Here is a 21,674-nt window from a genome sequence, read left to right on the forward strand (position 1 = left end):
AGAGCGGGGCGGGAACCGCCGCCCACCCCGTCGCTGGGCCGAATCGGCCTCGACGTCCGACCGGGTTCCCGAACGGGTCCCTGTCGACCTGGTGCGGGGTGGCCGGCACCGCCCGAGGCAGCTGGTGGTCGAAGTCCGCCATCAACCTCGCCAGACCCCGGCCCGGCACCCTCCTGCTGTTCACCGGGCGCCACGCCGTCGCGGTAGCCCGATGCCGAGGGGCACGCAGGCAGCGGCGAAGCCGGTGTCCTGGGCGAGGTCGAGGCGCAGTGGCTTGAAGCCGCTGTTGGTGATGCTCGACTCCAATCGACGCCCGTAGTCGCTGATCGACCACGTGGCCGGCACGGTGACCGCCGCGACGACCGCGACCCGCACCAGCGCGTTGCCCTCGGCGAAGCGGATGTCTCTGCCTTCGACGCGGGCGGCCTCCTGCCGGTGGGATGCGCGGACCCGGAAGCCGCCCCGACGCCGGAGCTCGTTGGTGAGCTCGGAGCTCATGGACTCGTTGCCGATCATCCGGTCCGCCCTGGTGCGGTTGATGGGTTCGAAGAAGACCGTCGCCGACCGGCGTTCCCCGGCCGCGGTCGGTACGAGGACCGGAGCCAGAGCTCCCATGAGTGCTCCCTTGTCGGGCAGGAGGACCGTGCAGGTGACCGACTGCCAGGCGTCGTGGGCGTAGTGGCGCTTCTCCGGAGGAGGCGCGGACGTCGGTCCCGCGGCGGCCATGGGGATGGCCACGCCGTCGCGCGTCAGCGCCGCTCGATCCCCTGGGGCGAAACCGGTACGAACGGCTGCCGCGAGCTCCGGCGAGTCCAACCAGACCACCTCGGAACAACCCACTGCACCGACCAGGCGTGCCTCGATCTCGGCCATCAGGCCGTGGAGCACCCGGGCTCGCCCATCCACCCCGCCGCCGGCCTCCTTCGCGAGCCGCGCGATCCGGCGCTCGGGGACGACCACCGTCACGAAGGCCTCGTGGCGGACCCCGGACGCCGTCATGATCTCGGCGAGCTCGGCGATCACCGCCCGGGCGAGGGCCGGAGCGTCCTGCCGCAGGTTGCTCGTCTCCCAGGTCGCCCGCTCGGCGCCGTCGTCGGGCACCGTGCGCACCTGCAGCGCCAGGCAGGAGATGAGCTCGCTGGTGGCGGCGCTCTCGAGGAGCTCGGCGAGACCCTGCCCGAGCCGGTTGCGAGTACCGGCCTCGGCGAGCCCGATGCCTGGGTGGCTGACCCGCGCCACGACGGCCCAGGTCCGCTCGCGGTCGTCGGCGACCACGACGGGTCGGACGAGGAGCGGCCCGAACGGAGGTCCGTCGTGGGTCCGGATGCCGGAGAGCACACCCGGCAGGTCCGCCTCATCGAGGTCGTCGGCGGTGCCGGTGACCGCTCGGGACTGCCAGTCGGTCCATCCGAGTAGTCCGCCAGCGAGGCGGTGGCAGACGTCCCAGGCCCATCGCACCGGGGTGCGACCGCGGACCGGGACAGCGAGCAGGACAATGACGACGGCCCAGACGGGGGTCCACGCCGCTGCGGCGGACCATCGCTGGGCGCCGAGGGCTGCCAGGACGGGTAGCCCCGCCGCCGCGGCGCCCAGCCAGGTCCCGACACCGAACCCGCCGAAGGTGGCTCCGCGGTCTGCTGACCACGACCCGTACCGTGCCGGCGCCGTCATCGTGGGGACTCCCCTGTCGACCCGACGTCCGTGCCCACACCCGCAGGCAACGGCTCGTCCGACCGGGCCGGCTGGGTGCTGACCCGTGATGACGACCGGCCGGTGTCGTAGCCGGATGGGTCGGACGACGACCGGGCTGTACGTCGCGAGGTGGAGCCGGCGGGGTACCCCGGGTGGCCGACGCCGCCCGCGCTCAGCACGTCGGAGGCGAGGTCGACCGTCCGGTGGGCGACCGCAGCAGCGGCACCGACGGCGGCGACGGCCGCGCTGCCGGCGGCGGAGGCCGCGGTCGCGACGGAGCCGAGTCGTCGGGCGGACTGCGCCTCGGCCGCCACCTCGCCGTGTGACCGGCCGTCCTGGGCGCTGGCGGTGGCCGCCCCGTTGCCGTTGCCCTGCCCACCTCGGGTCAGCCCACTGAGCCCACCCGCGTCGTTCCACGATTGGCGCAGCGCGGAGCCCGAGGCCGTGCCCGGGTCGACGAAGGCGAGCAGGCGGAACAGCACCATCGGGCACACGGCGCCGATCGCCACCATCACGGCGCCGACGACCGCGGTGCCGGCAGCCTGTGCGGTGTCGTCGCCGCTGCCCGCCACGACCCCCGCTGACAACTGCACCCCGATGCCCAGCATGAGGGCCGCGGTGGGTGTGATCAGCAGGCTCGCGAAGAACCATCGAAGGCTCTTCCAGAACCAGGACCGGGTGCTGTCGCTGAGCAGGCCGCCTGCGGAGATGGGCGCGGTAGCGATCAGGATGATCAGCGCCGCTTCGCGGACGAGCGCGATGATCACGTAGAAGAACGCCGCGGGGATCACCAGCAGCAGCGACGACAACCCGAGCACGGTGGCCGCTGTGGCGTCGACGACCTCCCGGGGCCAGGAGTTGCCCGGGTCCACGGCCGCCAGGCTGTCGACGTCGAGCATCGCGCTGAGGATTCCCCGGGCCAGCTCGGCCGCGGCCAGGATCATGCCGCCGGCTACCCCCAGGTATCCCACCCAGACCAGCCCGAACTGGGCCACGCCCAGCAGCACGCGCCCCAGCGACCGACCGTCGCGACGGACCAGCGCCATCGTCAACTGGACGAACATCATGAGGACGGCGACCGTCGCGCCCAGCCACAGCGTCGTCGGCAGCACCGAACCCATCGGCCCGGAGTCGGACACGTCCGGCGTGGTGAACGCGTCGATGACCCGGAAGGCGAGCCCGAGCAACCAGAGACCGGCCGACCAGATGCTCACCATGGCGGCTGTCCAGACGTCGGCGATGGCCTCGGCCGCGAGGTCCCCGAGCCAGCTCATGGGGTTCAGGTCGATGGCCAGGACGTCCTCACCCACGGCTGAGGTCCCGGTAGCCGACGGCGATGGCGAGGTCGGTGTCCGGCCAGACCGACGGTGGCTGGGCCGGCTCGTCGCCGGGGCCGATCAGCCACCGGTCGCCCGACCAGACCATGCGCTGGCAGTCGGCGACGGCACCGCGTGCGGTCTGGTCGAGGGTGACGTCCAGCTCGAAGTCGACGCACGGGACGACGAAGTCAGCGCCGACGGTGCCCTTGATCAGACCCATCAGCGGGGTCAGCACGATGGCCAGCCGGGCTGATCCCCCGCCTGACACACCGGTCCTCTCGAACAGGACGGCGAGGGCATGGACCACCGACCAGCTCGTCGTGGTGGGACCGCCAGGCAGCGCCCAGGCCCGGATGACTTCCCTGGCTCCTTCCAGCGACCCGGACTGGAACGCGACTTGGTCGATGGCGGCCAGTTGGGCGAGCGCGCCCTCCGGCGTCTGCGGGAAGCCGGTGGGTACCCCTGCCGGTCCGGTGGTCGTCGGTGCCGGTAGCTCGATGCTCGGTCCCGGGTCCAGGACGGACACCGGTCCGGGGCGGGCTGCCGAGTCGTCGACGACGGGCATGGGCCGGTCGCTCAACGTGTCCCGCGCGCTTGCGGCGTCGTCCGGGCCGGCCCCTTCGGTCGGGCTCGCGTGGGCGGCCATCTGGGCGGTCGGCGCCGGCTCTGTGCGAGGAGGCCCCACGGCCCGGGCGACCCCGAGGACGACCGCGGCCGCGAGAAGGAGGGCGACCAGACCGGACGCGACCAGCAGCACGCGGATCCGGCGGCGGGACCACTTCACTCCGCTCCGCTCGTGCACACGGCGGGCCATCAGCAGCCGGTCCCGACGATGGATTGCACGATGACGTAACCGACGACGTACAGGATCGCCCCGACGACGCAGATGAGGATGCCGTCCATGCCCAGGCGAGCCCCGCGGGGGTGATGGGTGACCCGCCCCCAGATGAGCATGCCCACGCTGGCGAAGAAGCAGATGCCGAGCACCGCGAGCACGCCCCACTTGACCCAGGACGTGATCTGGTCGGCGTAGACCTGCACGCCTGGAGGGGCGGCCGGGCACACGGCTGCCTCGAGCACGAGGTCGGCGAGCCGGGCCCTCACCGAGCACTCCGACTGCCTGCGTCGAGGCTCTGGACGGTCTGGACGAGGGAGAGGAGCTGGGCGCCGGCCGCGACGACAGGTCGCGGGAGCGGCCGGTCCGTCAACCCCGTCACGTCGAGCCGCGAGTCCCACGGCACGGACACGAGGCGACCGGTGTCGCGGAGCGCAGCGAGCCGGGGCCCGATCGACGCCCGTACCTCCCGCGCCGACCCGTGCGGACCGACAGCGGCGACGACCAGAGGTCGGCCGGCGAGCTGCAGCAGACGCTGCTCGGCCAGCCGGAAGCCGGGCACGTTGGCGCGGCAGACGACAACGGTCGGAGCGGTGCTCGCTGTGGTGCTCTCCGTGCTGCCGAGGTCCAGCACCGTCAGCACGTCGTCCTGGAGCTCGCCCGGGACGACGCTCGACCCGTCACCGGGGAGAGCACGCCGCTCGATGACCACCGAGGTTCGACGTCCCTTGCGCCAGGTGCCGCTGGGGTCCGTCCCGAGCTCCGTCACGGCCGCGGCCATCAGCCCCGAACGCCCCGGCGCAGCGGGGTCGAGCAGGTGCACGGCGCGGCCGTTCGTGGCCGCCGCGTCGGCAAGGGCCAGGGCGACGGTGGACGATCCTGCCCCGGGGTGACCGGCGATCACGGAGACCTGAGCTGCAGTGTCACCCCCGTGGATCGCACTGCCGGTGCTGTTGTCACCCCGGCCGGAGGACTCCTCCCCCGCTGGCGGGCCGACCGCTGGACCCGCCTGGCGTCCCAGCAGATGGCGAAGGGCGATCTGCACCTCGGCCACCGACAGCGGGCCAGCCGGCCGATCAGGGACGCCGAGGACGTGCCGCACGGCCACCGGCTCGTCGTTCCGGTGCTCGGTCACGCGACTGCCGCCAGGTAGTCCTGGGCCACAGCGCGCAGGGTCTCCAGGGTGCGGCGCCGCCGTCGGTACAGGGTGCGCGTCGAGATGCCGTGCTGGGCGGCCACCACGGTGTCACCCCCGCTGGGGTGGAGGTGGCGTGCGCGCTCGGTGGCGATCAGGAGTTCGAGGTCCCCCGGTTCGACGCCGGCGTCGACCGCCCACCGCAGCAGGTCGACGACGTCGACGTCCTCGGCCTCGTCCTCGGGCGCGACGGGCAGCAGTCGGGTGATGTCACCGTCGGCGGTGAGCACTTCGCCGCGCTCGGGGTGACGTCGGTTCCGCGGACGCAGTTCGGCGAGGACGGCGTGCCGGGTGTCGTGACGGAGGTTGGCCGCGATCGAGCGCGGGCGCCGCTGCCACGGGTAGCGACGGATCTGACACGCGAGCTCACCCGTCACCACGGCGAGGATGTCCGGGCTCAGGTCCTGCAGCTGACGTGCCGTCGTCCAGACCACCCCGCTCAGCAGGTGCAGGAGCAGCGTGAGGGCGTCGTCGTCGCGGCCGTTGTCGGCAGCCGCCCACCGCACCAGCGCAGCGAGGACCGCGTCGCTCAGCTCGTGGTCGCTGGACACAGAACAGGCCCGGACGACGTCGGCAACGGTCGGCGTCGCCCTCAGTGCGGGCTCGGTCTCTGCCCAGCGCACCAGGGTGCGGCTGTCGTCGATCCGGACGACGAGCGCCGGCCAACTGCCGACAATCGAGGGGTCGTGGAACATCAGGTGCCTCCGACATCAGTGGGATGCCTCCGACGCTCCAAGGAGACGTTCGAGCAACCGTCACCCCGGACGGCGCCCGACCCTGTCCGGCACCTGTCACCCCACGTCCACCCATCTGCGGAGCGGGTGACATCGACCGCAAGCCTCACTCGCGGACGATCGAACATGTGTGCGAACGTGGAGGGGTGGGGACCAACCGGCGCTATCCCGACACGGGAGAGCAACGAGCACAGCAGCGTCGATTGCAGGCAGCGCGCAGCCACGGTCCGCTGAGGAGCCTGAGCGATGAGCAGCTCCAGCTGTCCACCCGAGTCGTCTCCCTCGCCCCCGATCGCGGTCCGATGTGGGCGATGGCCTGGGTTCGGTTCGGGGACACCGACGTGCGGTGCACCGCCCGCGTGATGCGGTGGACGGACGAAGCCGTCGGCATCGAGTTCGAGGTCGGGGACGAGAAGATGCGGTGCTGGGTATGGCAGGGCGCTGTCCAGCGCACCGAAGGACGGCCCGTCGACGCATGAACCGCTGGGCGGGCGCCTGAGCAGCGTCTCGGTCACCTGCGCATCGATCACCGCAGCTGCCGCGGTTAGCGGGTGCCCGATCGCACGGCACACTTGAGCTGGTACATCTGAGCGGCGGAGAGGAGAGGAGCGGACCGTGCTGTTCCCGCCCCGCGCGGTCGACGAGGACCCGGCCGACCTGCAGAGCGCTCTGCTGCGCGCCGCAGTGGGTGACTACGGCGCCGAGGCAGCCGTCCTGCTCCTTCTCAACGACGGCCATTGGTTGCCCGTCCTCGCGGCCGCGGACCTCGTCTTCGTCGACTACGACGACGACCCGGCGGGACCACCGACCGGACGAGCCGCCGGTATCGGCTGGGCCCAGGTCGCCTGGACCGAGCTGGAGGCCGCAGTCCGCGGCGGGCGCATCGCCGGGTCAGCCGGCCAGCTGCGTCTGCTGCGGGCGGCCGCCTCCCTCGCGGACGGTCAGCCGGTGGCTCTCGGTGAGCTCGCCGCCGGGCTGGACCGGCCACGCCTGGCCCTGCTGCTGGCCGCCATCGCCCATGCCGGCGGGAGCCACGAGCACCCCGGCAACGGGCTCGACGGCCGCACAGGTGACCACTCCCGGCGCTGGTGCCGTGGCCGGCGAGTTCTTGAGCGACGTCGATGTCTTATCCGCCACGGCCTCAGCTGACGCCCCTGCCCGACTTCGCCGGCACTGCAAGCCAGGGCAGGTTCCTGGACCGTGAGCTGCGCGAGAAGTTGGAGACCTTCATCGTCAGTGCGTACGCCCAGGGCCGGTCGTTGAGGGAGATCGGGGAGCTGGTGGACCGCTCCCAGACTGCGGTGCGGCGCGTGTTGGCGTCGCACCAGATCCCTCTTCGACCCGCCGGCGCTGCCCGTACCGGCGCTCGGCGGCGACCGCACCAGAACTGACGCTTCGCGCACCGCCCTCAGATGGCGGGTACGTCCTCGGGACCCAGGTCGGGGCGCATCCGCACGAACCCCAGCGGGCGCCGGAACACCCCAGCGGTCAGCGCGGCATCGGCGGAGACCTCGGCAATGGCGACCGGCTCCACCCGGACCATGGGCACCGACAGCCGGCCGCCTCCGAACGCGCCGGTGCCGATCCGATCTGGCCACGGGTGCTCCGTGGTCACCGGGTCAGAGCGGCAGCGAGCTCAGCCACCTGTGACCGGTTCAGCGGGGTGGACCGGCCGACCACGTGCAGGTGACCGTCGCGGTAGCGGCCGGCGACCAGCCGACTGGACTGCTGCAACGACCCTCACGCTGCCTGCTCGAGCGGGACGTCAGGCCTGCGCTTTCTTGTTCCAACAATGCTCAGCGATGGCGACTTCGGATCATCGCAGAATTCATGGCTGCCTGCTAAGCGAGACGTCCTAGTCGTCAAAAAGCGCTGCGTATTCTTCGGCGTCGTACGAAACGACACCTTGAGTGGGGGATAATTGACGCCATTCTCCCGAGTCGGATTGGATGAGAAACGCAACCACCTCACTGCCAGCTGCGACTTCCACAGAAGAGGGTCCACAGTCGTCGGCAGGCTTGGCCAGGATTGATCCACCTACGAACGAGGAGTCGCCTTTCGCAACGGCGTTGACCTGAACCGTCTCGCCATCCCCGGACATATCGATAAGAGTTCCGCGAATCACCAAATCCGAAGCCTCAGCGGCGGTGTTCGGCGAATCGAAAATGACATAAGACCCGCAGGATGCACTCTGCACCGATTCTTCGCCGCACGAGGACAGAACGGACATTAGGGCTACGGTCAGGGGGGCAAGGGCGACCCTTGCCCCCCTAGCAGACGGTAGGTACATCTCGGTCAGTATATGAAGTCGATGCCGAGCTGGTCGCCACGACCAAGAGTTCGAGCGTCAGTGTCGCAGTAATTGAACGACGGCCGCATCACAAGCCCCCCGGTTTGCGCGGTATGGTTCAGACCATATGCGTGTCCCCATTCGTGCGTAGCGACCCCTCGGAAATCGTAAGCATTTCCGGAACACGTGGAAGCAACACTCCAGGGCTGATTGGTGGCATAGACCTGGTCGGCCTCCAGGGCGTCCCCAAAACTGTTATACCAGGTGCATGTAAGCGCCAAGTTGTTCGACGCCCTCGCCTGCCAGCCAATGGTGTTCTGCTGATTCCGGGTTCCGCATCCTCCGGAACCCGAGATGATATTGGGCGCGGTTGTGGTAGTGCCGATGTAATTATGTCCGGCGGACGACAAGATGGTGTACCCGCAGGTGGTCACGGTTCCTGACCATGCCGACGCCGCAGCTGACAGCGCAGATGCGCCCGAGACGATCTGCCCCGATGAGTTGTAGCGCCAGACAACGTCACTTGGCCATCTCCACCCCGACACGTTGCACTCGGAACTCCCACAGCTTGCGCGACTGGAGGACCCGTCGTCGTTAGTCGCTGTTCGTCCGGCGAGCGCCTCCTGCTGCTCCTCCACCGCGACCGGCGCCCCGCGCCATTCGTCTTCTAATTGAACGGCTACACCGGTTGCGCCTGCATTTGTGAGCGCCACCTCCAACCCTTCCATTCCGGCAGGGGGTACCCCCATGGCAACCACCGTTTCACCCGGGGCCGGCAGCGCGATCTCTGTTCCGTCGTCAAGGGTCACCAAGGTGCCCGCCTCGTAGGTGCACCCCGCATCAAGTTGAGCGAGGTTCACGCTTCCGTCGAAACTGCACACGTCCGCCGATGCTTGGCCTGGCATAAACAACAGCGCTGCGGTCGTGACACCCGCCAGTGTCAGCGAGGTACTCCGACGATGGTCCACTGCAATCTCCTTTGATTGCTTCGGAAGACAGCTCACGATGCATTTGTTCGAGATCTGACGATTGGAGATGGCCAGGCCGTCCACGTCGAAGTCGGGTAACCACCACCCGCGCGCTGTAGCGCACAGCTTGCTCTCAGGTAGCTCAATGCGGCAAGGGCCGCAGCGGAACTTCTTGCCAGTCGTAATCATCTGATGATTGCGACTGCCGAGTTGGGGGATGAACCCGGCGCTACCTTCAACGCTGACTGTTGCTTCAGCGCCGATCCGGGAGATCACGACTTCGCCGTCTAGCACGGGCCGCGTTCTGCACCCCGACACCTCTCGCACCCGCGCTTGGTTCTTGGTTGACGAAGAGCCCCGTCGCCAGCTGGACAGGCTAAGACGCAGTCCCCGGGTCAACATTTCCCGTCACCGCGGCCAGGCCGGCTCCCCGGCCAGCTGCTGCAGCAGACACCTCGCGAGGTTCGGTGGTGTTTGGCCGCTAGTCCAGGCGGTTGCGTCGAAAGAGCACTTCCGCCGTCCGGGGCGGCAGGTCCTCCTCGACCTCGGCGTCGTGGTTGGCCAGGATCCGCGTGACGTAGGCGCTGGCCTCGGCCTGGTTGCCCATCGCGTCGCAGGCGGCCACCAGGTCCAGCAGAGGGACGTCCTCGTAGGTGCCCGACCGCAGCGCGCTGTGTGCGGCGCTCGCTGCTCGTTCCGGCTCCCCGTTCCCGAGGTGGTGGGTGGCCACGATGTGCGCGACGTCGACGATGAGTGCCGGGAGTTCGAGGTCCAGTCGTTCTCCGTCGTCGAGTAGCCATCCGTAGCCACCGACGCCGCGCACGCGTAGGTCAGGCAGCTCGAACGGTTTGCCGCTGACCAGGTCGAGAGCGCGCTGGAGGTCATCGATCCCGTCCGCTCCCCGGGCCAGGCCGCGAGCTCTGAGTCGCCGGAAAAGATCGGCGTCCACGAGTGCACCGCTGATGCGGTAACGCCCACCGGCTGCGGCACTCAGCCCGGAGGGCAGGTAGTCCGCACCGTCCGGGTCGACGCCCAGCCAGGTCCGGACGACGGAGATGGACTGCCTGACCTTGGTCTTGCCCACGACGTCCGGCTCGTCGGGCCAGAGGGCTGTTGCGTACTGCTCGCTGGTTGCCCCGTCGGGCCTGGTGATGAGGTAGGCGACGACCTCGGTGTAGAACTGCCGCCGCGGGTTCCGGGTCGGCAGCTCACCCTGCGCATCGACTCGCACCGGGCCGAGAAGCGTCACCTTCGGCCGGCGACAGTGCGGGTCGGCCCAGTCGGCCAGGTCCCGGTCCAGGTCGGGGTCCGCGACCTGGGCGCGCCGCCGTTCGATCTCCGAGGACACCGGCGCGAGCATGTTCAGGTCCTCGGCGGTGGTGGCGGCGGCCTTCAGGTAGGTGGCGTCGGGCTGCGGCAGCACAGAATCGACCGGTTCGAGGTGGGGAGCATTGCGATCGGTCATGCCGCCGACGACATCCCGCACGGCCGGCGACGTCTCGTCGTCGGCGGGCGCTCCCTCGCTTTCCTGCGTGGTGGTCACCGATGCGGCATGGGCCAGCAGCTGAGCCAGGGCGGCAGCTTCGTCGGCGGGGAGCTGGGTCGCGTGGACGTGCAGACCCAAGGCAGGGACGTTTGCCGCACCCGATGAGTCGATGTGCAGGCGCAAGCCGCGTCCGTCCCCACGAACCGGGGCAACGAGCGCGAGGCCGGCTCGACCGTCGATGCGGTCCAGTCCGTCGGCGCAGAGCTGCACCGACTCCCCCGCCGCTCCCGAGATGAGCACCCGGGGAGCCCAGGCCTCCGGCTCCAGGTCGTCGGTCCTGGCCCGCAGTGCACCACCGGGCTGGCTCGTCAGCAGGTCGATCCGCTGACGCGCCGATCTGGAGAACTGCTGGGTCGGCTCGTCCGGGTCCTGGTGCAGGACGAGCCGGTCCGGGTTCAGGTCGGCCAGTTCGCCGCCGATCCCGACTGCGTCGACCCTCATCATCTCCGACCACGGGTTGTGGGCGAGCTCGGCGGCGAGGTAGCGCAGGAAGTCGCCGATCCGGTGCTCGTCCCCCGTGATGCTGACGACGCCGGCCCGCTCGAGGTCAAGGAACCACTGCTGGCCCGAAACTGTCGTGCCGATCGCAGCCAGGCACGGGAACGGCGCGTGCCCGCGCCCCGGCGCTGGGACACTGTCCGGGAGTGCCGCCGTCCGCTGGAGGGACCATCGCGTCCCGGTCTCGTCCACCACCCAAGGCGCCGGCGCGGACCGGTACTGCCCGGCAAGCACGACCGTCACCGCCTGGGCGTCGACGCCGACCGCGACCACGTCGGGAGCCGTGCCCTGCGCGGGAGTGACCAGGCTGCGCAGCACTGTGTCGAACCAGGCCACGTCGAGGTGGCCTGCACGCTGGAGAGCGCGCTCGGCCGAACCCAGTGCTCGCGGAACTGGCGGCAGAGGCCGACCGGGCCGACGGAGGCGGAACTGACGGCGTCGGTAGCGGTGCAGGGCGAGCAACGACATGGCGGCCAGGGCGGAGGCTGCTCCGACCGCTGCCGCGGCGGGGACCCCGTCGGTGGCGTCTGGTTCGGCGGTCACGCCGTCGCTTGCCGCCCCCGATGTCGCAGCCGGTGTCGCAGCCGACGACGGCGCCGCGGGACTCGAGGAAGGAGGAGCCGTGGACGGAGGTGGCGGGAAGCTCGGTGTACTCGGTGCTGGGGATGGCAGCGTCTCGGACGGTGTGGGCACCGGCACGTTCGGCTCTGTCGTCTGTGCCGGACCTGGCACCGAGATGGTCCAGCCGGGCCGGATGAGGTCCGGGTCCGTGAACGCAGCTCCTCCGGGTTGAGCCCGGCCGGCATTGGCATCCCACACCGCTGGCCAGTCGTCGCCGTCCCCGGTGGCGTCCTCGGTGATGCTCCAGAGGCTGTCCCCGGGTTGCACCAGCACCTGCGTGTTCGCCCCTTGGGCGCCATCCTCCGCTGACAGCCCGGCTGCATCGGGCGGGAGGAGGAGGGTGGTGCCTGGCGTGATGCGGCTGTCAGGACCGACCACGTCCCTGTTGAGCGCGACGATCTCCGTGTACCGCAACGGGTCACCGAGGTACCTCTCGGCCAGGCCCCACAGGGTGTCTCGTCGTTCGACCACGTACTGAGGGCCCGGCTCCGCCGAGCCGTCTGCAGGCGCAGCAGCGACGGGCACCTCAGACGCGCCCGGGGCGGCGGCGGTCATCAGGGCCACCGGCAGGGGCGGTCTGTCGGCCGACGTCACGGGAGACAGCTGGCTCGCGGGCGTTGCCAGACCCAGCGCGAGGACGACGGCTGCGACGAGCGCGGCGACCGGTGCCTGGACGGAGCCAAGACCGGGCAGCCGCGGAACCGGTCGGGCCATCGCGACGGCCCACAGCTCGGCTGCCGTCGCGGTGGCGAAGACGAGCCAGCACACCCATGCGCCGGCGCCGAGCACACTGCGGAGCAGTTGTCCGTCGTCCCGGGCATTGAGCGTCGCGACGACTTCGCCCGCCGTCGGGACGTGGTCCGGGACGAGCCCCAGTGCGACCAGCAGCACGGGGACGCCGACGACGACGCCCACCAGGACGAGCAGCGCCCCGATACCACGGGCGACGCGCATCGCCGCGTTCATCGGACCGGCTCGCCGTCGACCAGGCCGACCTCGAGCTGCGCGCTGTGGGAGCGCGTCTGCTCGATCGGTAGGCCGAGGAGGGGCGTGGAGTCGGTGATGGTCACGGTCACCTGCACCAGGCCGGGACCCTCGACGCGCACCGACCCGCGGGCGCCGATCTGCGAGAGGTACGTGCTGGCAGCGGCGACGGCCAAGCGGGTGTCCTGGCTCCCACCCGCGGGGACAGGACCCACCGCGATGGCTGCGGCGCGTGCGGCTTCCGCGGATGCGGTGTCGGCGCGGTTGGCGGCCTGGATGTTGGCCCCGGCGTCGATCAGCGCGGTCACCAGCACGCCGGCGGTCAGGACGACGGAGCAGAAGAGCACGGACACGGAGCCGCGCTCCCCCGGCAGTCCGGTGATCACGGCTGCTCCCTGGTGGGGTCGACGGGGCTCGACGCGGTGTCGGTGATGGTGCGGGATCCGGGCAGACCGGCGATCCCGATGTCGGACAGGTCGACTGTGCAGCTGACGGAGACTGAGACCGCCGCTCCCGAGCCGGGCGGTGCCCCGAAGGCCGTCGAGTCCACATTCACCACGACGTCGCGACAGCGCAGGTGCTGGTCGCGGAGGGCTTGGTTCGCCGCTGTGACCGCTGCTGACTCGGCGGCACCCGGCGACCGCGCCAGAGACGCCTCGCGGGCCGCCGAACCGGCGACGCCGGTGATGCGGTTGCCCGCCATGGCGATCCGGGCGCCCACCACGACGAGCGCGATGACGAGGACCGCGACGGGCAGGAGGATCGCCAGTTCGACCGACTCTGATCCGCGTTCGCCCGACCGGGGCCTCCTCATGGGGTCTCCCGGACCGTGAACCGCTCAAGGCCGCGAGCGGAGGTCACGTCGACGACCGGCACCATGCCCGGCAACGGGATCACGTTGGGGACGTCGGCGACGACGTGGACGACGACGGAGGTGGCCGTCCGTGTCTCCTCCACCCGGTAGCTGGTGATCGTCCCGGTCCCCAGGGCCGCCAGGTAGTCCTGAGCCGCGTCGCTCCCGGCGCCGGCTGGCGCGCCGTCGAGACTGCCGGCTCTGGCCCCTGCCTCAGCGGCTGCCTCGGCCGCGTCCTGCGCGAAGTACCACAGCGCCATCTGCGGCCCGGCGAGGAGCAGGGTGACGAGGACCGGGAACAGCACGGCGAACTCGACGCTCGACGACCCGCGCTCCGGCGCAAGCCATCGAGTCCGCAGGCGTCGCCCCATGGTCCGGACCTCTACTGGAAGAGGGCCGTCTTGCTGGCCACGAACGCCACGGCGGCTGTGGTGACTGCAGCGCCCAAGGCGATCGCCAGGATGACCATGAAGGCCTTCTCCGAGGAGTCCGAGCCGCGGTCGTCCTCGACGTCCTCGGCTCGGAGCCAGGAGACGACGGCGAGGACGCTGGTCTGGACGGCATCGGTCACCCGGCGGGCGATCGCGGTGGTGGAAGGGATCATCGTGCTTCTCCTGGGTGCGGTCGGGCTCAGGTCGCGGTGGTGAACATGCGGATGAGGAAGGGAACGAGGACGAACAAGGTCAGGCCGGTGACCAGCAGGGCCAACGGTCTGGCCATCCGTTCGCTGACCTCGTTGGCCTGGGTGCGGGCGTCGGCCAGCTCGGCATGCCTCAGGGTTCGCGCCGTGGCGAGGAGCGTGTTGTAGACCGACGCACCGTCCGAGGCCACCGCAGCGATGTCGGCGAGGCCGCGGAGTTCCTCCACGCCCAGTTCGTCCCCCAGTTCGCGGAGGTCCGTCCAGGGCTTGCGCCCGGCGAGGGCGGAGCGACGCACGGCCTGGTGCATCCGCCGGAACGGGACGCTGCCCGAGACGCGCGCTGCTTCCTCCAGCGCCTGCTCGACCGATCCCCGCGCGCGCCGTTCCCCGGCGACGAGGGTCAAGTAGCACTCCAGGTTGCTCCGGAACTCCTGCCGCGCCGCGCGGGCGTTCTCGCGGACGTCGGCCGTGGGCAGGAACCAGCCGACAGCCGCCGTCCCGACGCCTGCTGCCACGGGGATGGCCGCACCGAACGGGACGCCGGCAACGGCCATGAGCACCCCGATGAACGACGGCGCGAGCAGGCCAAGCAGCGCGAGCCTGAGCTTCCGTGCGGCCAGGTCGGCGCGGGTCATGCCGAGGATGGCCAGGTCGGTGCCCGGCACACCCAGCCGCTGCTCGGCCGCGAGCAGGACGCGGTGGGGCACGAGCCGGGAACGGGTGGCCGACGGACTGGTCGGCACGGGTCCGCGTACGGAAGGCTGCACCGACAGCCGGTCCAGCGCAGCTCCGAGCGCTGGTGGAGCGGGCCGCAGTGCGCGGACCGCCAGGAGGGAGCCGGACGCAATCAGGCTGCCGGCGATCGCGGCGAGCTGGAGACCGGTCACGAGACGCCCCCGCCGGGCGGATCCGCGAGCACCCTGGGCCATGCCGGAGGCGCCGACAGCCCTCTCATCCACCGGAGGGCCGTCCCGAAGACGGCGGCGACGAGGAGTAGTGCGACCTGCCCCAGCGGGCTCGAGTAACCGGAGAGGAACTCGCGCGCGAACAGCAGCATCGCGGCGATCACGACACCAGTCGTGACGACGATGGTGCGCATGTTGGACCGTGGCTTGGCCCGTTCGGCCTCCACCTCGCGGACCATGCGGGATCGTTCGTCGAGGTCGGCCGCCAGGGACGTGAGCACCTCCGCGAGGCCGGGACCACCGTTGCGCTCGCGGAGGATGAGCACCATGGCGATCTTGTCGGCCGCGGGATCGCCGATGTCGTCGGCGAAGCGGCGCAGAGCCGTCTCCACTCCCTGCGGGCCCATGCGATTGACGAGGTCAGCGACAGCAGGCCGGATGACGGCCGGTGCCGAGTCGGCCGACCGTCGCAGCGCCTCGCGGGTGGAGCCTGCGGCTCCCGAACTGATGAGGTCGGCGAGGCGACGCGTCCAGTCGGCCAGGGCGTCAGAGGTGTCGATCAGTCGACGAGACGCTCTGCCTCCGCCGATCACGCTGGGCACGAAGACGACAGCGGCAGCGGCGGCGATGGCCGCCACGGGCCACCCGGCGAGCGCGAGGACCAGGACGCCGACCAACAGGCCGGCCGCATGCGTCCTCGTCGGGCGGAACCCCCTTCGGCGTCCGGCGGAGCGATCGGACTCCAGCAGCGTCTCTCCACGGGCCGCGAACACGGCCGCAACTCCCCCAGCTGCCACGAGGAGGCCGCCGACGCCCATCAGCAGTGCTGCCGCGGTCACGGCGTCGCCCCGGCAGACGTGGAGGCTCGCCAGTCCGAGGCATCGGGATGGAGCCAGTCGAGATCGAAACCGACCGCGCTCAACCGCTCCCGGAGGGAGTCGCCCAGCAGCCCGGCTCCCGTCGCACGTGCTCGCCGGTCACCGACTCGGGGCGCGAAGACGGCGGTCAGGTCCGGGCGTCCCGAGTCACCGATGGCACCCAGCTCGTACACACCGGAGACGTACCGGTTGTAGAACCGATCGCGTTCGACGTGGACGACCAGCCCGAGGGCGGCCAGGGAGCGCAGGACCAGTTCTGACGACGGGGCCGGGTGCGCCTTGAGGGCGTTGATGAGCACCTTGTCGAAGATCCCGCCCGCCGAGGGCGAGTGGATCGTGCACATCACCGAGGCGATGCCGCTGGTGGCTGCCTCCAGCAGCGATGTCACGTAGGCGCCCCGGACCTCGCCGACCAGGACCCACGTCGGCGACGCTCGCAGCGCCAGGTGCAGGGCATCGCCCATGTCGAAGGCCCCGCGTCCTTCGGCGTTCGGCAGGCGCGACTCGAACGGCCGGCAGACAGCGTGACGAGAGACGTAGCGCTTCTCGGCGGCGTCCCATCGTGGGATGTGCAGCCCGAGCTCGCGTTCGTCCTCGACGGTGACGACGACGTTGTTCCACGGGATGGTGTTGCCGAGCGCGCGCATCAGCGTCGTCTTCCCGACACCCGGGGCCCCGGACACGAGGGGCGACACACCCGCCTCGATCGCTGCCCGCAGGAACGCTCGCAGGGGCCCGTCGACCATGCCCATCCGGTGCAGGTCGTCCAGGCTCGGATCGCTGAAGCGGTGCACCCGGATGACCCCGGCCGGTCGGGGCACGACATCCATGGCGGCCTGCAGGCGAGCACCGAGCTCGGTCACGCCCTGCAGCCGGACGTTCAGCACAGGGCTCGCAGACGAGAACTCCCGACTCGTCTGGCCGCCGTCAGAACGAGAGCCCATCGCACGCAGCAGTTGTTCCAGTTCCTCGTCGCTGGTCGCGATAGGCGGACCCGGCACCAGGGCGCCGTCGACCAGGCGCAGCATGGTGGGCTCGGAGCCCTCGAAGTGGATGTCCTCGACATCGGGGCGGGAGAGCAGCGGCGCGAGTCGACCCAGACCGTCGAGCTCGGCCAGCACCGCGTCGACGATGGAGTCCTCAAGCAACCCGTCCGGCGCGGACCGGCCGCTGTTCGCCTCGTGCAGGAGCCACTGCTCGTACTCGTCGTTGACCAGCTTGCGGGTGAGTTCGCGGCGCGGGCCAGGCGCGTAGTTGCGGTCCTCGGCGCTGAGGCGGGTCGACACCCGCTGACGGAGCTCGGCGACCACCCGGTAGTCACTCTCGGAGAGCTCCGCCATCCCGGTCCCGTGCTCGACGTCCAACTGGGCGGTCATGCACTCACCGATGTCCGCGACCGGTCTGCCGCGGCCAGCCGACGCGCCATTTCACCTGCAGACCGCACGAGGGGCGACCGCCGCATACCCCGTCCACTCGCAGCGACGCCGTCCGAGAAGACCGATGCCGAGACCCCGTCCGCGGGCATCCGACCGGCGAGGGGAATGCCGAGCGTGCCGGCCACCTCGTCGGCTGAGTAGGGGCCCGCACCCACCACTAGTGCGGAGACCGTGCCCAGGTCGCCCAGCTCGGTGCGGAGGCGGCGAAGCGCGTCATGCGCTGCATGGACTGACCGCACGCTCGGCCGGACGACGAGCAGCACGAGGTCTGCTGCCCGGACGACCGGCCAGCACCCACGGTCCCCCACGAGCCGACCGGTGTCGACGAGGACGTCTCGACCCAGCGAGCGCGGGGCAGCGGCCAGAGCTGTCGAGAGCCGCTCCCACGTAGCCGCGGTGAACGAGGCGCCCTGGGCGGCTGTCCCGAACCCGGGCAGCAACCCGAGCATCGGGTGCTCGGGTATCTGCACGGCATGGCTGAGCAGAGCGGACGCCGCGGCAGCCGGCCCGGTCTCGTGCCGGACGGCCGCCGACCAGGACAGCAGCCCGGTCTCCGCACCGACCCGGCCGGCCATCAGCCCGGGCGCGACATCGCCGCCGGCGAGGTCGCAGTCAGCCAATAGCAGGGCACGGGGCCAGGTCGTGGCCAGCGCGCAGGCCGTCGTCGTCACCCCCGGCGCGGCCTTGCCGGAAGTCAGCACGGTAAGCATCAGCCGTTGCCGGGCAGCACGATGACGGCCAGGTTGCCGGTCGACGCCAGGGCCGCGACGGCTTCCCCGTCGTCCTCGGACACCTCGACATCCACAACGGTCACCTGGGTCGCCGGGTTGAGGGGTCCGACCTGCGCGACGGTCGCAGTCACGGTCGCGGCGAGGCCGGACGCGGTCGCGTTCACGACGCCCGCGGTGCCCGGGGTGGCGACGACGAGGACCTGCTGACCCGGGGTGAGCCCACGGGCAGGGAACTGTCCGCCCTGAAGGGGCAGCGCGACCAGCACGCTCCCGTCGGGGATCCCGGACCCGGTCCCGAGCTGGGACATCGTGAGCAGCCCGCCCCGCGACAGCGGGACCTCGGCCACCATGCCGACCACGCTGGACAGATCGGCCGCGGCGACCGGGCTGAGCGCGGGGTCGTCGGGGACGCTCGCGACGACGAAGTCCTCCGCAGTGAGGATGGCGCCGGCCTCGACGTCCCGCGCGATGGCCAGCACCTCGGTGCGGCTGGTGAGCATCTGGGCAGCGGTGAAGGCCAGGATCCCGCCGAGGAGGACGACGAGCACGGCCAGCGCGAGCGACTTCCTGCTGACCCGGCGCCGTGCCGCCGCGGTCAGCTGCACCGGGGCGGGAGCCGAGGCGCGGGGACCATCCGCGTCGTCCCCGGCGCGGATCGGCGCTCGCAACTGCGCGGTCATCGAGTGACCACCGTCTGCGCCTCGACGACGGCGAAAGCAGCGGTCGACGTGGTGGTCAACGGCGGGAGTGTGCCCGTGACCCCGGTCGAGGACCGCCACGAGACTGACCATCGGATGCCGTACACGGCGGACACCTTCCCGTCGGGCTGCTGGAGGGACGAGCTGTCGTAGCGGTAGTCACAGCCTGACGGCGACGGGCTCCACACCCCGGCCGAGGGCTGCCACGCGGTGCCGGGCCCGGTGCAGGACACGGTCGCGGAGCCGTCCCCGGGGGTGAAGGTGAGCGCCGTCGGGGTCACGGTGACCTCGGCCCACACGCCGCCGGCGTCGGCCCGCGCGGACGTCGGCCGGTAAGAATCGGCGTCGGTCCAGAACCAGGTGTGGGCGTTGACGACGGTGTAGGCGCGTCCGTCGCTGAGGGTCCCGGCCGGGTACCGACCGGCGGTCGGCGAGGGAAGGACGACGGTGTCGAGCGCCTGTCGCGCAAGGACGGCGGGGTCCACCGCCGCTGGTCCGGCAGGCGGAGTGGCCGACCAGAAGGTGTAGCCGTTGGTGCCCGGGAAGGAGAGCCCGTTGGTGAACGGCGTGCAGAAGTAGAGGGCTCCATCGGTACGACCGCCCCACATCGGGGAGTCGGATGGCGGAGGGTTGTCCAGGGGGCGGACGTAGCACTGCTTGGTCTGGGACCACCAGCCGCCGGCGTCGGAGCACGGGACGGTCGCACCCAGCCGGGTGTCGGTACAGGCTGCTGCCGGCGTCGTACCGCCTCCGCCGTCCGATCGCGGAGAGCTCGGGCTCTGCCCGTTCGAGCCGCCGGTCTCTGCGGTCACCACGCAGAACCCGTGGGCGGTGTACTGCTGGCACTCGGCCGGGGCCGCGGAGCCGACCGAGGCCGGCAGCACAGCGATCAGGGCCAGGGTGCTGGCGAGGATGAGTCTCAGCCGGGACATGCCTGGGCCTGTGTGTTCGGGGCCGAGCTGACCCGCCAGGACGAGGAGTCCGGGTAGGCGGTGTTGACGATGGTCAGTTCGGAGACGAGGAACGGAGACTGCTGCCCCGGCGTCAGCGCAGCACCGGCCGAGGAAGTCGCCCCGACCTGGGTGACGTCGATGCACGCCGTGATCTTGACGAAGGGCAGGTCCCCCGCGGCCGCTACCTCGAGGTCGACTAACCCCGGGGTGGTGCTGACGACCTGCGATTGGCCGGTCTGGGTGTAGCCGCTGGCGCGGAAGCTCTGGATGGCGGCGGCCTCCGACGCGGCCTCCGGGTCCACCGCCACCTCGTACAGGGTGTCGATGGGCAGGGTCGGGTCGGTGTAGAGCTGGTCCACCGTCTGCCAGTAGGCCGTGACGAAGGCGGTGGCCTCCGCGACGGCCGACTTCTCGGGGTCAGTGGTGGTCGACGGAGCGGCCGTCGTCGGCGTCGAGGAAGTAGCGGGCTCCGCGGGGGTGTCCGACCCGGAGCAGGCTGCGAGGAGAACGGGCAAGGTCATCAGCGCGCAGCGAGCAGCCACGACGTGCGAGAGCGTCATGCTGCGGCACCTTCCTCCAATTCCATCGGCTGGCGAGCATGCATCGCCGATGGCGTCCTGCAACGACTGCAGGCGCCACGTCACCCGGTCCGGTGACACGAACGACTGATTTCGAGCTTGCGTGGGTCACGAACCGTCACCAGGCAGTACAACCTCAGTGACAGCCCCCTCACCAGCGCGATCAGCGCTCAGCACCAAGCGAGGACACGTGGACACCCCTGCGGTCGCCGCTGTGGCCATCGCCTCGGCCGCCGGCTCAGTGGCGGTCCCTTGGGTCACCGTCCGGGGGTTGCGACAGGTGCGATGGGGTGGCCCACTCCCCCGCCGGCTCCGGTCGGGCACCGCGCTGGTGGGCGCCGCGACAAGCGCCGCGGTCGCGGATCTCCTCTTCGCGCGCATCGAGTGGGCGTTGCTGCCGGCCTACGTCCTATGGACGTGCGCTCTGGTGGCGCTCGCGATGTGCGACGGGTTGACCCAGCGGATCCCGACGCCCCTGATCCGCCGATCGATCGTCGTCGTCTGCCTCGCGTTGATTGCGGGTGCGGGCAGCGCGGGGCACTGGACACTGCTGCTGGCCGCGGCCGCTTGGATCATCGCCTCGGCGGCCGCCTTGCTCCTCGCATGGCGCTTCGCTGGTGCTGGCTTCGGGGACGTTCGTCTCGCGGTCCTCGGGGGCGTCGGTCTGGGCTTCGCCACCCCCACCAGCCTGCTCATCGGCCTCGGCGCGTGGGCCGCCGTAACCGCCGGCCAAGCCGTGACCGCGAGCGCCCGAGATGGATCGCTGCGGACGAGGGTCGCCCTCGGACCGGGATTGGCGACGGCGTTCCTGGTGGCCGCCTGCATACCCACGTAGACCTCGTGGAGCGCTCCGGCGTGTGCGTAGTCAGCGCCGGGGCCACCAGAACCGAACTGTCACCTCAACTTGCAGCAGTCCCATCAACTGGCTGTAGTCGAGGTAGGCCAGTGGGTTGACGTTGTCTGCACCCGCCATGTGCGTGAACGCCGCATCTTTGATTGACCGACCCGTGGCCTGCTTCACGGCATCGGACCACCGCTTGCCCAGGAAGGAGCGCACCTCGACGTACGCCAGCTCCCTTAGCCAGGTCTCGAGTTGCCACCAGCGTGCGTAGAGCGCAAGCGACCTCGGGGAGAGAGCTGCCGATCCGCCCGCTGTCGCCGCCGCCACAGCATCCGCACTGCTGGCATCACCCTGTCAATGGCCAAGCTCAGGTCCCCGTTGGTGGCCAGGTGAAAGTCCCCGCCCCTCGCGGTGATTAGCGGGTGGGGCGGTCACCTCCTCGGGTGCGGGCTTGGCGCATCCGGTAGGACTCGCCGTCG

26 protein-coding genes are annotated in these 21,674 nt (G+C 70.9%); 4 read left to right on the plus strand and 22 right to left on the minus strand.

What is annotated here, in order from left to right; genetic code table 11:
* Nucleotides 1-180: 180 nt before the first annotated feature.
* The 6 genes from NH342_RS02025 to NH342_RS02050 form a co-directional block, all read right to left on the minus strand.
* Nucleotides 181-1,671 (minus strand): SCO6880 family protein, encoded by a 1,491-nt coding sequence (locus NH342_RS02025; protein WP_374209408.1) that lies wholly within the window; start codon nt 1,669-1,671, stop codon nt 181-183.
* On the minus strand, nt 1,668-3,002 hold the full coding sequence (locus tag NH342_RS02030; protein ID WP_253010740.1) for a type IV secretion system protein: 1,335 nt from the start codon (nt 3,000-3,002) through the stop codon (nt 1,668-1,670). The genes NH342_RS02025 and NH342_RS02030 overlap by 4 nt, the downstream gene beginning before the upstream one ends.
* Complete coding sequence (locus NH342_RS02035) at nt 2,995-3,576, minus strand: hypothetical protein (RefSeq protein ID WP_253010742.1); 582 nt, start codon at nt 3,574-3,576, stop codon at nt 2,995-2,997. Before NH342_RS02035 ends, NH342_RS02030 begins: the two co-directional genes overlap by 8 nt.
* Nucleotides 3,577-3,824: 248 nt before the next feature.
* Entirely contained in the window at nt 3,825-4,115 is a 291-nt protein-coding gene (locus NH342_RS02040) for a hypothetical protein (protein WP_253010744.1), read from the minus strand.
* Nucleotides 4,112-4,900: a hypothetical protein gene (locus NH342_RS02045; RefSeq protein WP_253010746.1), complete on the minus strand. Its 789-nt coding sequence runs from the start codon at nt 4,898-4,900 to the stop codon at nt 4,112-4,114. Before NH342_RS02045 ends, NH342_RS02040 begins: the two co-directional genes overlap by 4 nt.
* Nucleotides 4,901-4,977: 77 nt before the next feature.
* Nucleotides 4,978-5,736, minus strand: a complete 759-nt coding sequence (locus tag NH342_RS02050) for a hypothetical protein (RefSeq protein WP_253010748.1) — start codon at nt 5,734-5,736, stop codon at nt 4,978-4,980.
* 185 nt (nt 5,737-5,921) lie between these two features.
* Between NH342_RS02050 and NH342_RS02055 the strand changes: the two genes are divergently transcribed.
* The 3 genes from NH342_RS02055 to NH342_RS24455 all read left to right on the plus strand — a co-directional run bounded on the left by NH342_RS02055 (nt 5,922) and on the right by NH342_RS24455 (nt 7,166).
* The gene (locus tag NH342_RS02055; protein WP_253010751.1) at nt 5,922-6,254 is read left to right on the plus strand and encodes a hypothetical protein; all 333 of its coding nucleotides are present in this window, start codon (nt 5,922-5,924) and stop codon (nt 6,252-6,254) included.
* 136 nt (nt 6,255-6,390) lie between these two features.
* Entirely contained in the window at nt 6,391-6,924 is a 534-nt protein-coding gene (locus NH342_RS02060) for a hypothetical protein (protein WP_253010753.1), read from the plus strand.
* A complete protein-coding gene (locus tag NH342_RS24455; protein ID WP_374209409.1) occupies nt 6,897-7,166 on the plus strand; it encodes a helix-turn-helix domain-containing protein in 270 nt (89 codons plus the stop codon). The genes NH342_RS02060 and NH342_RS24455 overlap by 28 nt, the downstream gene beginning before the upstream one ends.
* Nucleotides 7,167-7,183: 17 nt before the next feature.
* On the opposite strand, the gene NH342_RS02065 is transcribed toward NH342_RS24455, so the two are convergent.
* The 15 genes from NH342_RS02065 to NH342_RS02135 all read right to left on the minus strand — a co-directional run bounded on the left by NH342_RS02065 (nt 7,184) and on the right by NH342_RS02135 (nt 20,336).
* Complete coding sequence (locus NH342_RS02065) at nt 7,184-7,390, minus strand: hypothetical protein (RefSeq protein WP_253010755.1); 207 nt, start codon at nt 7,388-7,390, stop codon at nt 7,184-7,186.
* 240 nt (nt 7,391-7,630) lie between these two features.
* Nucleotides 7,631-8,005 carry a hypothetical protein gene (locus NH342_RS02070; RefSeq protein WP_253010757.1) on the minus strand — a complete coding sequence of 125 codons (375 nt, stop codon included), beginning with the start codon at nt 8,003-8,005 and terminating at the stop codon, nt 7,631-7,633.
* 65 nt (nt 8,006-8,070) lie between these two features.
* Nucleotides 8,071-9,309, minus strand: coding sequence for a matrixin family metalloprotease (locus NH342_RS24025; RefSeq protein ID WP_253010759.1), 1,239 nt, complete (start codon nt 9,307-9,309; stop codon nt 8,071-8,073).
* Between the two features lie 205 nt (nt 9,310-9,514).
* Nucleotides 9,515-12,664 carry a LysM peptidoglycan-binding domain-containing protein gene (locus NH342_RS02080; protein WP_253010761.1) on the minus strand — a complete coding sequence of 1,050 codons (3,150 nt, stop codon included), beginning with the start codon at nt 12,662-12,664 and terminating at the stop codon, nt 9,515-9,517.
* The gene (locus NH342_RS02085; RefSeq protein WP_253010763.1) at nt 12,661-13,068 is read right to left on the minus strand and encodes a hypothetical protein; all 408 of its coding nucleotides are present in this window, start codon (nt 13,066-13,068) and stop codon (nt 12,661-12,663) included. Before NH342_RS02085 ends, NH342_RS02080 begins: the two co-directional genes overlap by 4 nt.
* Nucleotides 13,065-13,496, minus strand: a complete 432-nt coding sequence (locus NH342_RS02090) for a TadE/TadG family type IV pilus assembly protein (protein ID WP_253010765.1) — start codon at nt 13,494-13,496, stop codon at nt 13,065-13,067. Before NH342_RS02090 ends, NH342_RS02085 begins: the two co-directional genes overlap by 4 nt.
* Complete coding sequence (locus NH342_RS02095) at nt 13,493-13,906, minus strand: TadE family protein (RefSeq protein WP_256479173.1); 414 nt, start codon at nt 13,904-13,906, stop codon at nt 13,493-13,495. The genes NH342_RS02090 and NH342_RS02095 overlap by 4 nt, the downstream gene beginning before the upstream one ends.
* A gap of 11 nt (nt 13,907-13,917) precedes the next feature.
* The gene (locus NH342_RS02100) at nt 13,918-14,139 is read right to left on the minus strand and encodes a hypothetical protein (RefSeq protein ID WP_253010769.1); all 222 of its coding nucleotides are present in this window, start codon (nt 14,137-14,139) and stop codon (nt 13,918-13,920) included.
* A gap of 26 nt (nt 14,140-14,165) precedes the next feature.
* Nucleotides 14,166-14,840: a type II secretion system F family protein gene (locus NH342_RS02105; RefSeq protein WP_253010772.1), complete on the minus strand. Its 675-nt coding sequence runs from the start codon at nt 14,838-14,840 to the stop codon at nt 14,166-14,168.
* A gap of 218 nt (nt 14,841-15,058) precedes the next feature.
* Nucleotides 15,059-15,853, minus strand: coding sequence for a type II secretion system F family protein (locus NH342_RS02110; protein WP_253010774.1), 795 nt, complete (start codon nt 15,851-15,853; stop codon nt 15,059-15,061).
* Between the two features lie 62 nt (nt 15,854-15,915).
* Nucleotides 15,916-17,322 carry a CpaF family protein gene (locus tag NH342_RS02115; RefSeq protein ID WP_253010776.1) on the minus strand — a complete coding sequence of 469 codons (1,407 nt, stop codon included), beginning with the start codon at nt 17,320-17,322 and terminating at the stop codon, nt 15,916-15,918.
* A gap of 8 nt (nt 17,323-17,330) precedes the next feature.
* Complete coding sequence (locus NH342_RS02120) at nt 17,331-18,104, minus strand: hypothetical protein (protein WP_253010778.1); 774 nt, start codon at nt 18,102-18,104, stop codon at nt 17,331-17,333.
* On the minus strand, nt 18,104-18,805 hold the full coding sequence (locus tag NH342_RS02125) for an SAF domain-containing protein (RefSeq protein ID WP_253010780.1): 702 nt from the start codon (nt 18,803-18,805) through the stop codon (nt 18,104-18,106). The genes NH342_RS02120 and NH342_RS02125 overlap by 1 nt, the downstream gene beginning before the upstream one ends.
* Nucleotides 18,802-19,755 (minus strand): hypothetical protein, encoded by a 954-nt coding sequence (locus tag NH342_RS02130; RefSeq protein WP_253010782.1) that lies wholly within the window; start codon nt 19,753-19,755, stop codon nt 18,802-18,804. Before NH342_RS02130 ends, NH342_RS02125 begins: the two co-directional genes overlap by 4 nt.
* Nucleotides 19,743-20,336 carry a hypothetical protein gene (locus NH342_RS02135; protein ID WP_253010784.1) on the minus strand — a complete coding sequence of 198 codons (594 nt, stop codon included), beginning with the start codon at nt 20,334-20,336 and terminating at the stop codon, nt 19,743-19,745. The genes NH342_RS02130 and NH342_RS02135 overlap by 13 nt, the downstream gene beginning before the upstream one ends.
* A 349-nt stretch (nt 20,337-20,685) precedes the next feature.
* Between NH342_RS02135 and NH342_RS02140 the strand changes: the two genes are divergently transcribed.
* Nucleotides 20,686-21,189: a peptidase gene (locus NH342_RS02140; RefSeq protein ID WP_253010786.1), complete on the plus strand. Its 504-nt coding sequence runs from the start codon at nt 20,686-20,688 to the stop codon at nt 21,187-21,189.
* A gap of 30 nt (nt 21,190-21,219) precedes the next feature.
* Here NH342_RS02140 and NH342_RS02145 read toward each other — a convergent pair whose 3' ends face one another.
* The gene (locus tag NH342_RS02145) at nt 21,220-21,411 is read right to left on the minus strand and encodes a hypothetical protein (protein ID WP_253010788.1); all 192 of its coding nucleotides are present in this window, start codon (nt 21,409-21,411) and stop codon (nt 21,220-21,222) included.
* Between the last annotated feature and the right edge of the window lie 263 nt (nt 21,412-21,674).

The organism is Klenkia sp. PcliD-1-E (genome assembly GCF_024124375.1).
GTDB lineage: Bacteria > Actinomycetota > Actinomycetes > Mycobacteriales > Geodermatophilaceae > Klenkia.

What these genes read in the sequence shown, in the direction of transcription:
- NH342_RS02035 (WP_253010742.1), bottom strand. Translation starts at nt 3,576, where the DNA reads ATGCCCGTCGTCGACGACTCGGCAGCCCGCCCCGGACCGGTGTCCGTC.
- NH342_RS02070 (WP_253010757.1), bottom strand. Translation starts at nt 8,005, where the DNA reads ATGTCCGTTCTGTCCTCGTGCGGCGAAGAATCGGTGCAGAGTGCATCC.
- NH342_RS02025 (WP_374209408.1), bottom strand. Translation starts at nt 1,671, where the DNA reads ATGACGGCGCCGGCACGGTACGGGTCGTGGTCAGCAGACCGCGGAGCC.
- NH342_RS02090 (WP_253010765.1), bottom strand. Translation starts at nt 13,496, where the DNA reads ATGAGGAGGCCCCGGTCGGGCGAACGCGGATCAGAGTCGGTCGAACTG.
- NH342_RS02125 (WP_253010780.1), bottom strand. Translation starts at nt 18,805, where the DNA reads ATGACCGCGCAGTTGCGAGCGCCGATCCGCGCCGGGGACGACGCGGAT.
- NH342_RS24455 (WP_374209409.1), top strand. Translation starts at nt 6,897, where the DNA reads ATGTCTTATCCGCCACGGCCTCAGCTGACGCCCCTGCCCGACTTCGCC.
- NH342_RS02050 (WP_253010748.1), bottom strand. Translation starts at nt 5,736, where the DNA reads ATGTTCCACGACCCCTCGATTGTCGGCAGTTGGCCGGCGCTCGTCGTC.
- NH342_RS02130 (WP_253010782.1), bottom strand. Translation starts at nt 19,755, where the DNA reads ATGTCCCGGCTGAGACTCATCCTCGCCAGCACCCTGGCCCTGATCGCT.
- NH342_RS02120 (WP_253010778.1), bottom strand. Translation starts at nt 18,104, where the DNA reads ATGCTTACCGTGCTGACTTCCGGCAAGGCCGCGCCGGGGGTGACGACG.
- NH342_RS02135 (WP_253010784.1), bottom strand. Translation starts at nt 20,336, where the DNA reads ATGACGCTCTCGCACGTCGTGGCTGCTCGCTGCGCGCTGATGACCTTG.
- NH342_RS02100 (WP_253010769.1), bottom strand. Translation starts at nt 14,139, where the DNA reads ATGATCCCTTCCACCACCGCGATCGCCCGCCGGGTGACCGATGCCGTC.
- NH342_RS02095 (WP_256479173.1), bottom strand. Translation starts at nt 13,906, where the DNA reads ATGGGGCGACGCCTGCGGACTCGATGGCTTGCGCCGGAGCGCGGGTCG.
- NH342_RS02080 (WP_253010761.1), bottom strand. Translation starts at nt 12,664, where the DNA reads ATGAACGCGGCGATGCGCGTCGCCCGTGGTATCGGGGCGCTGCTCGTC.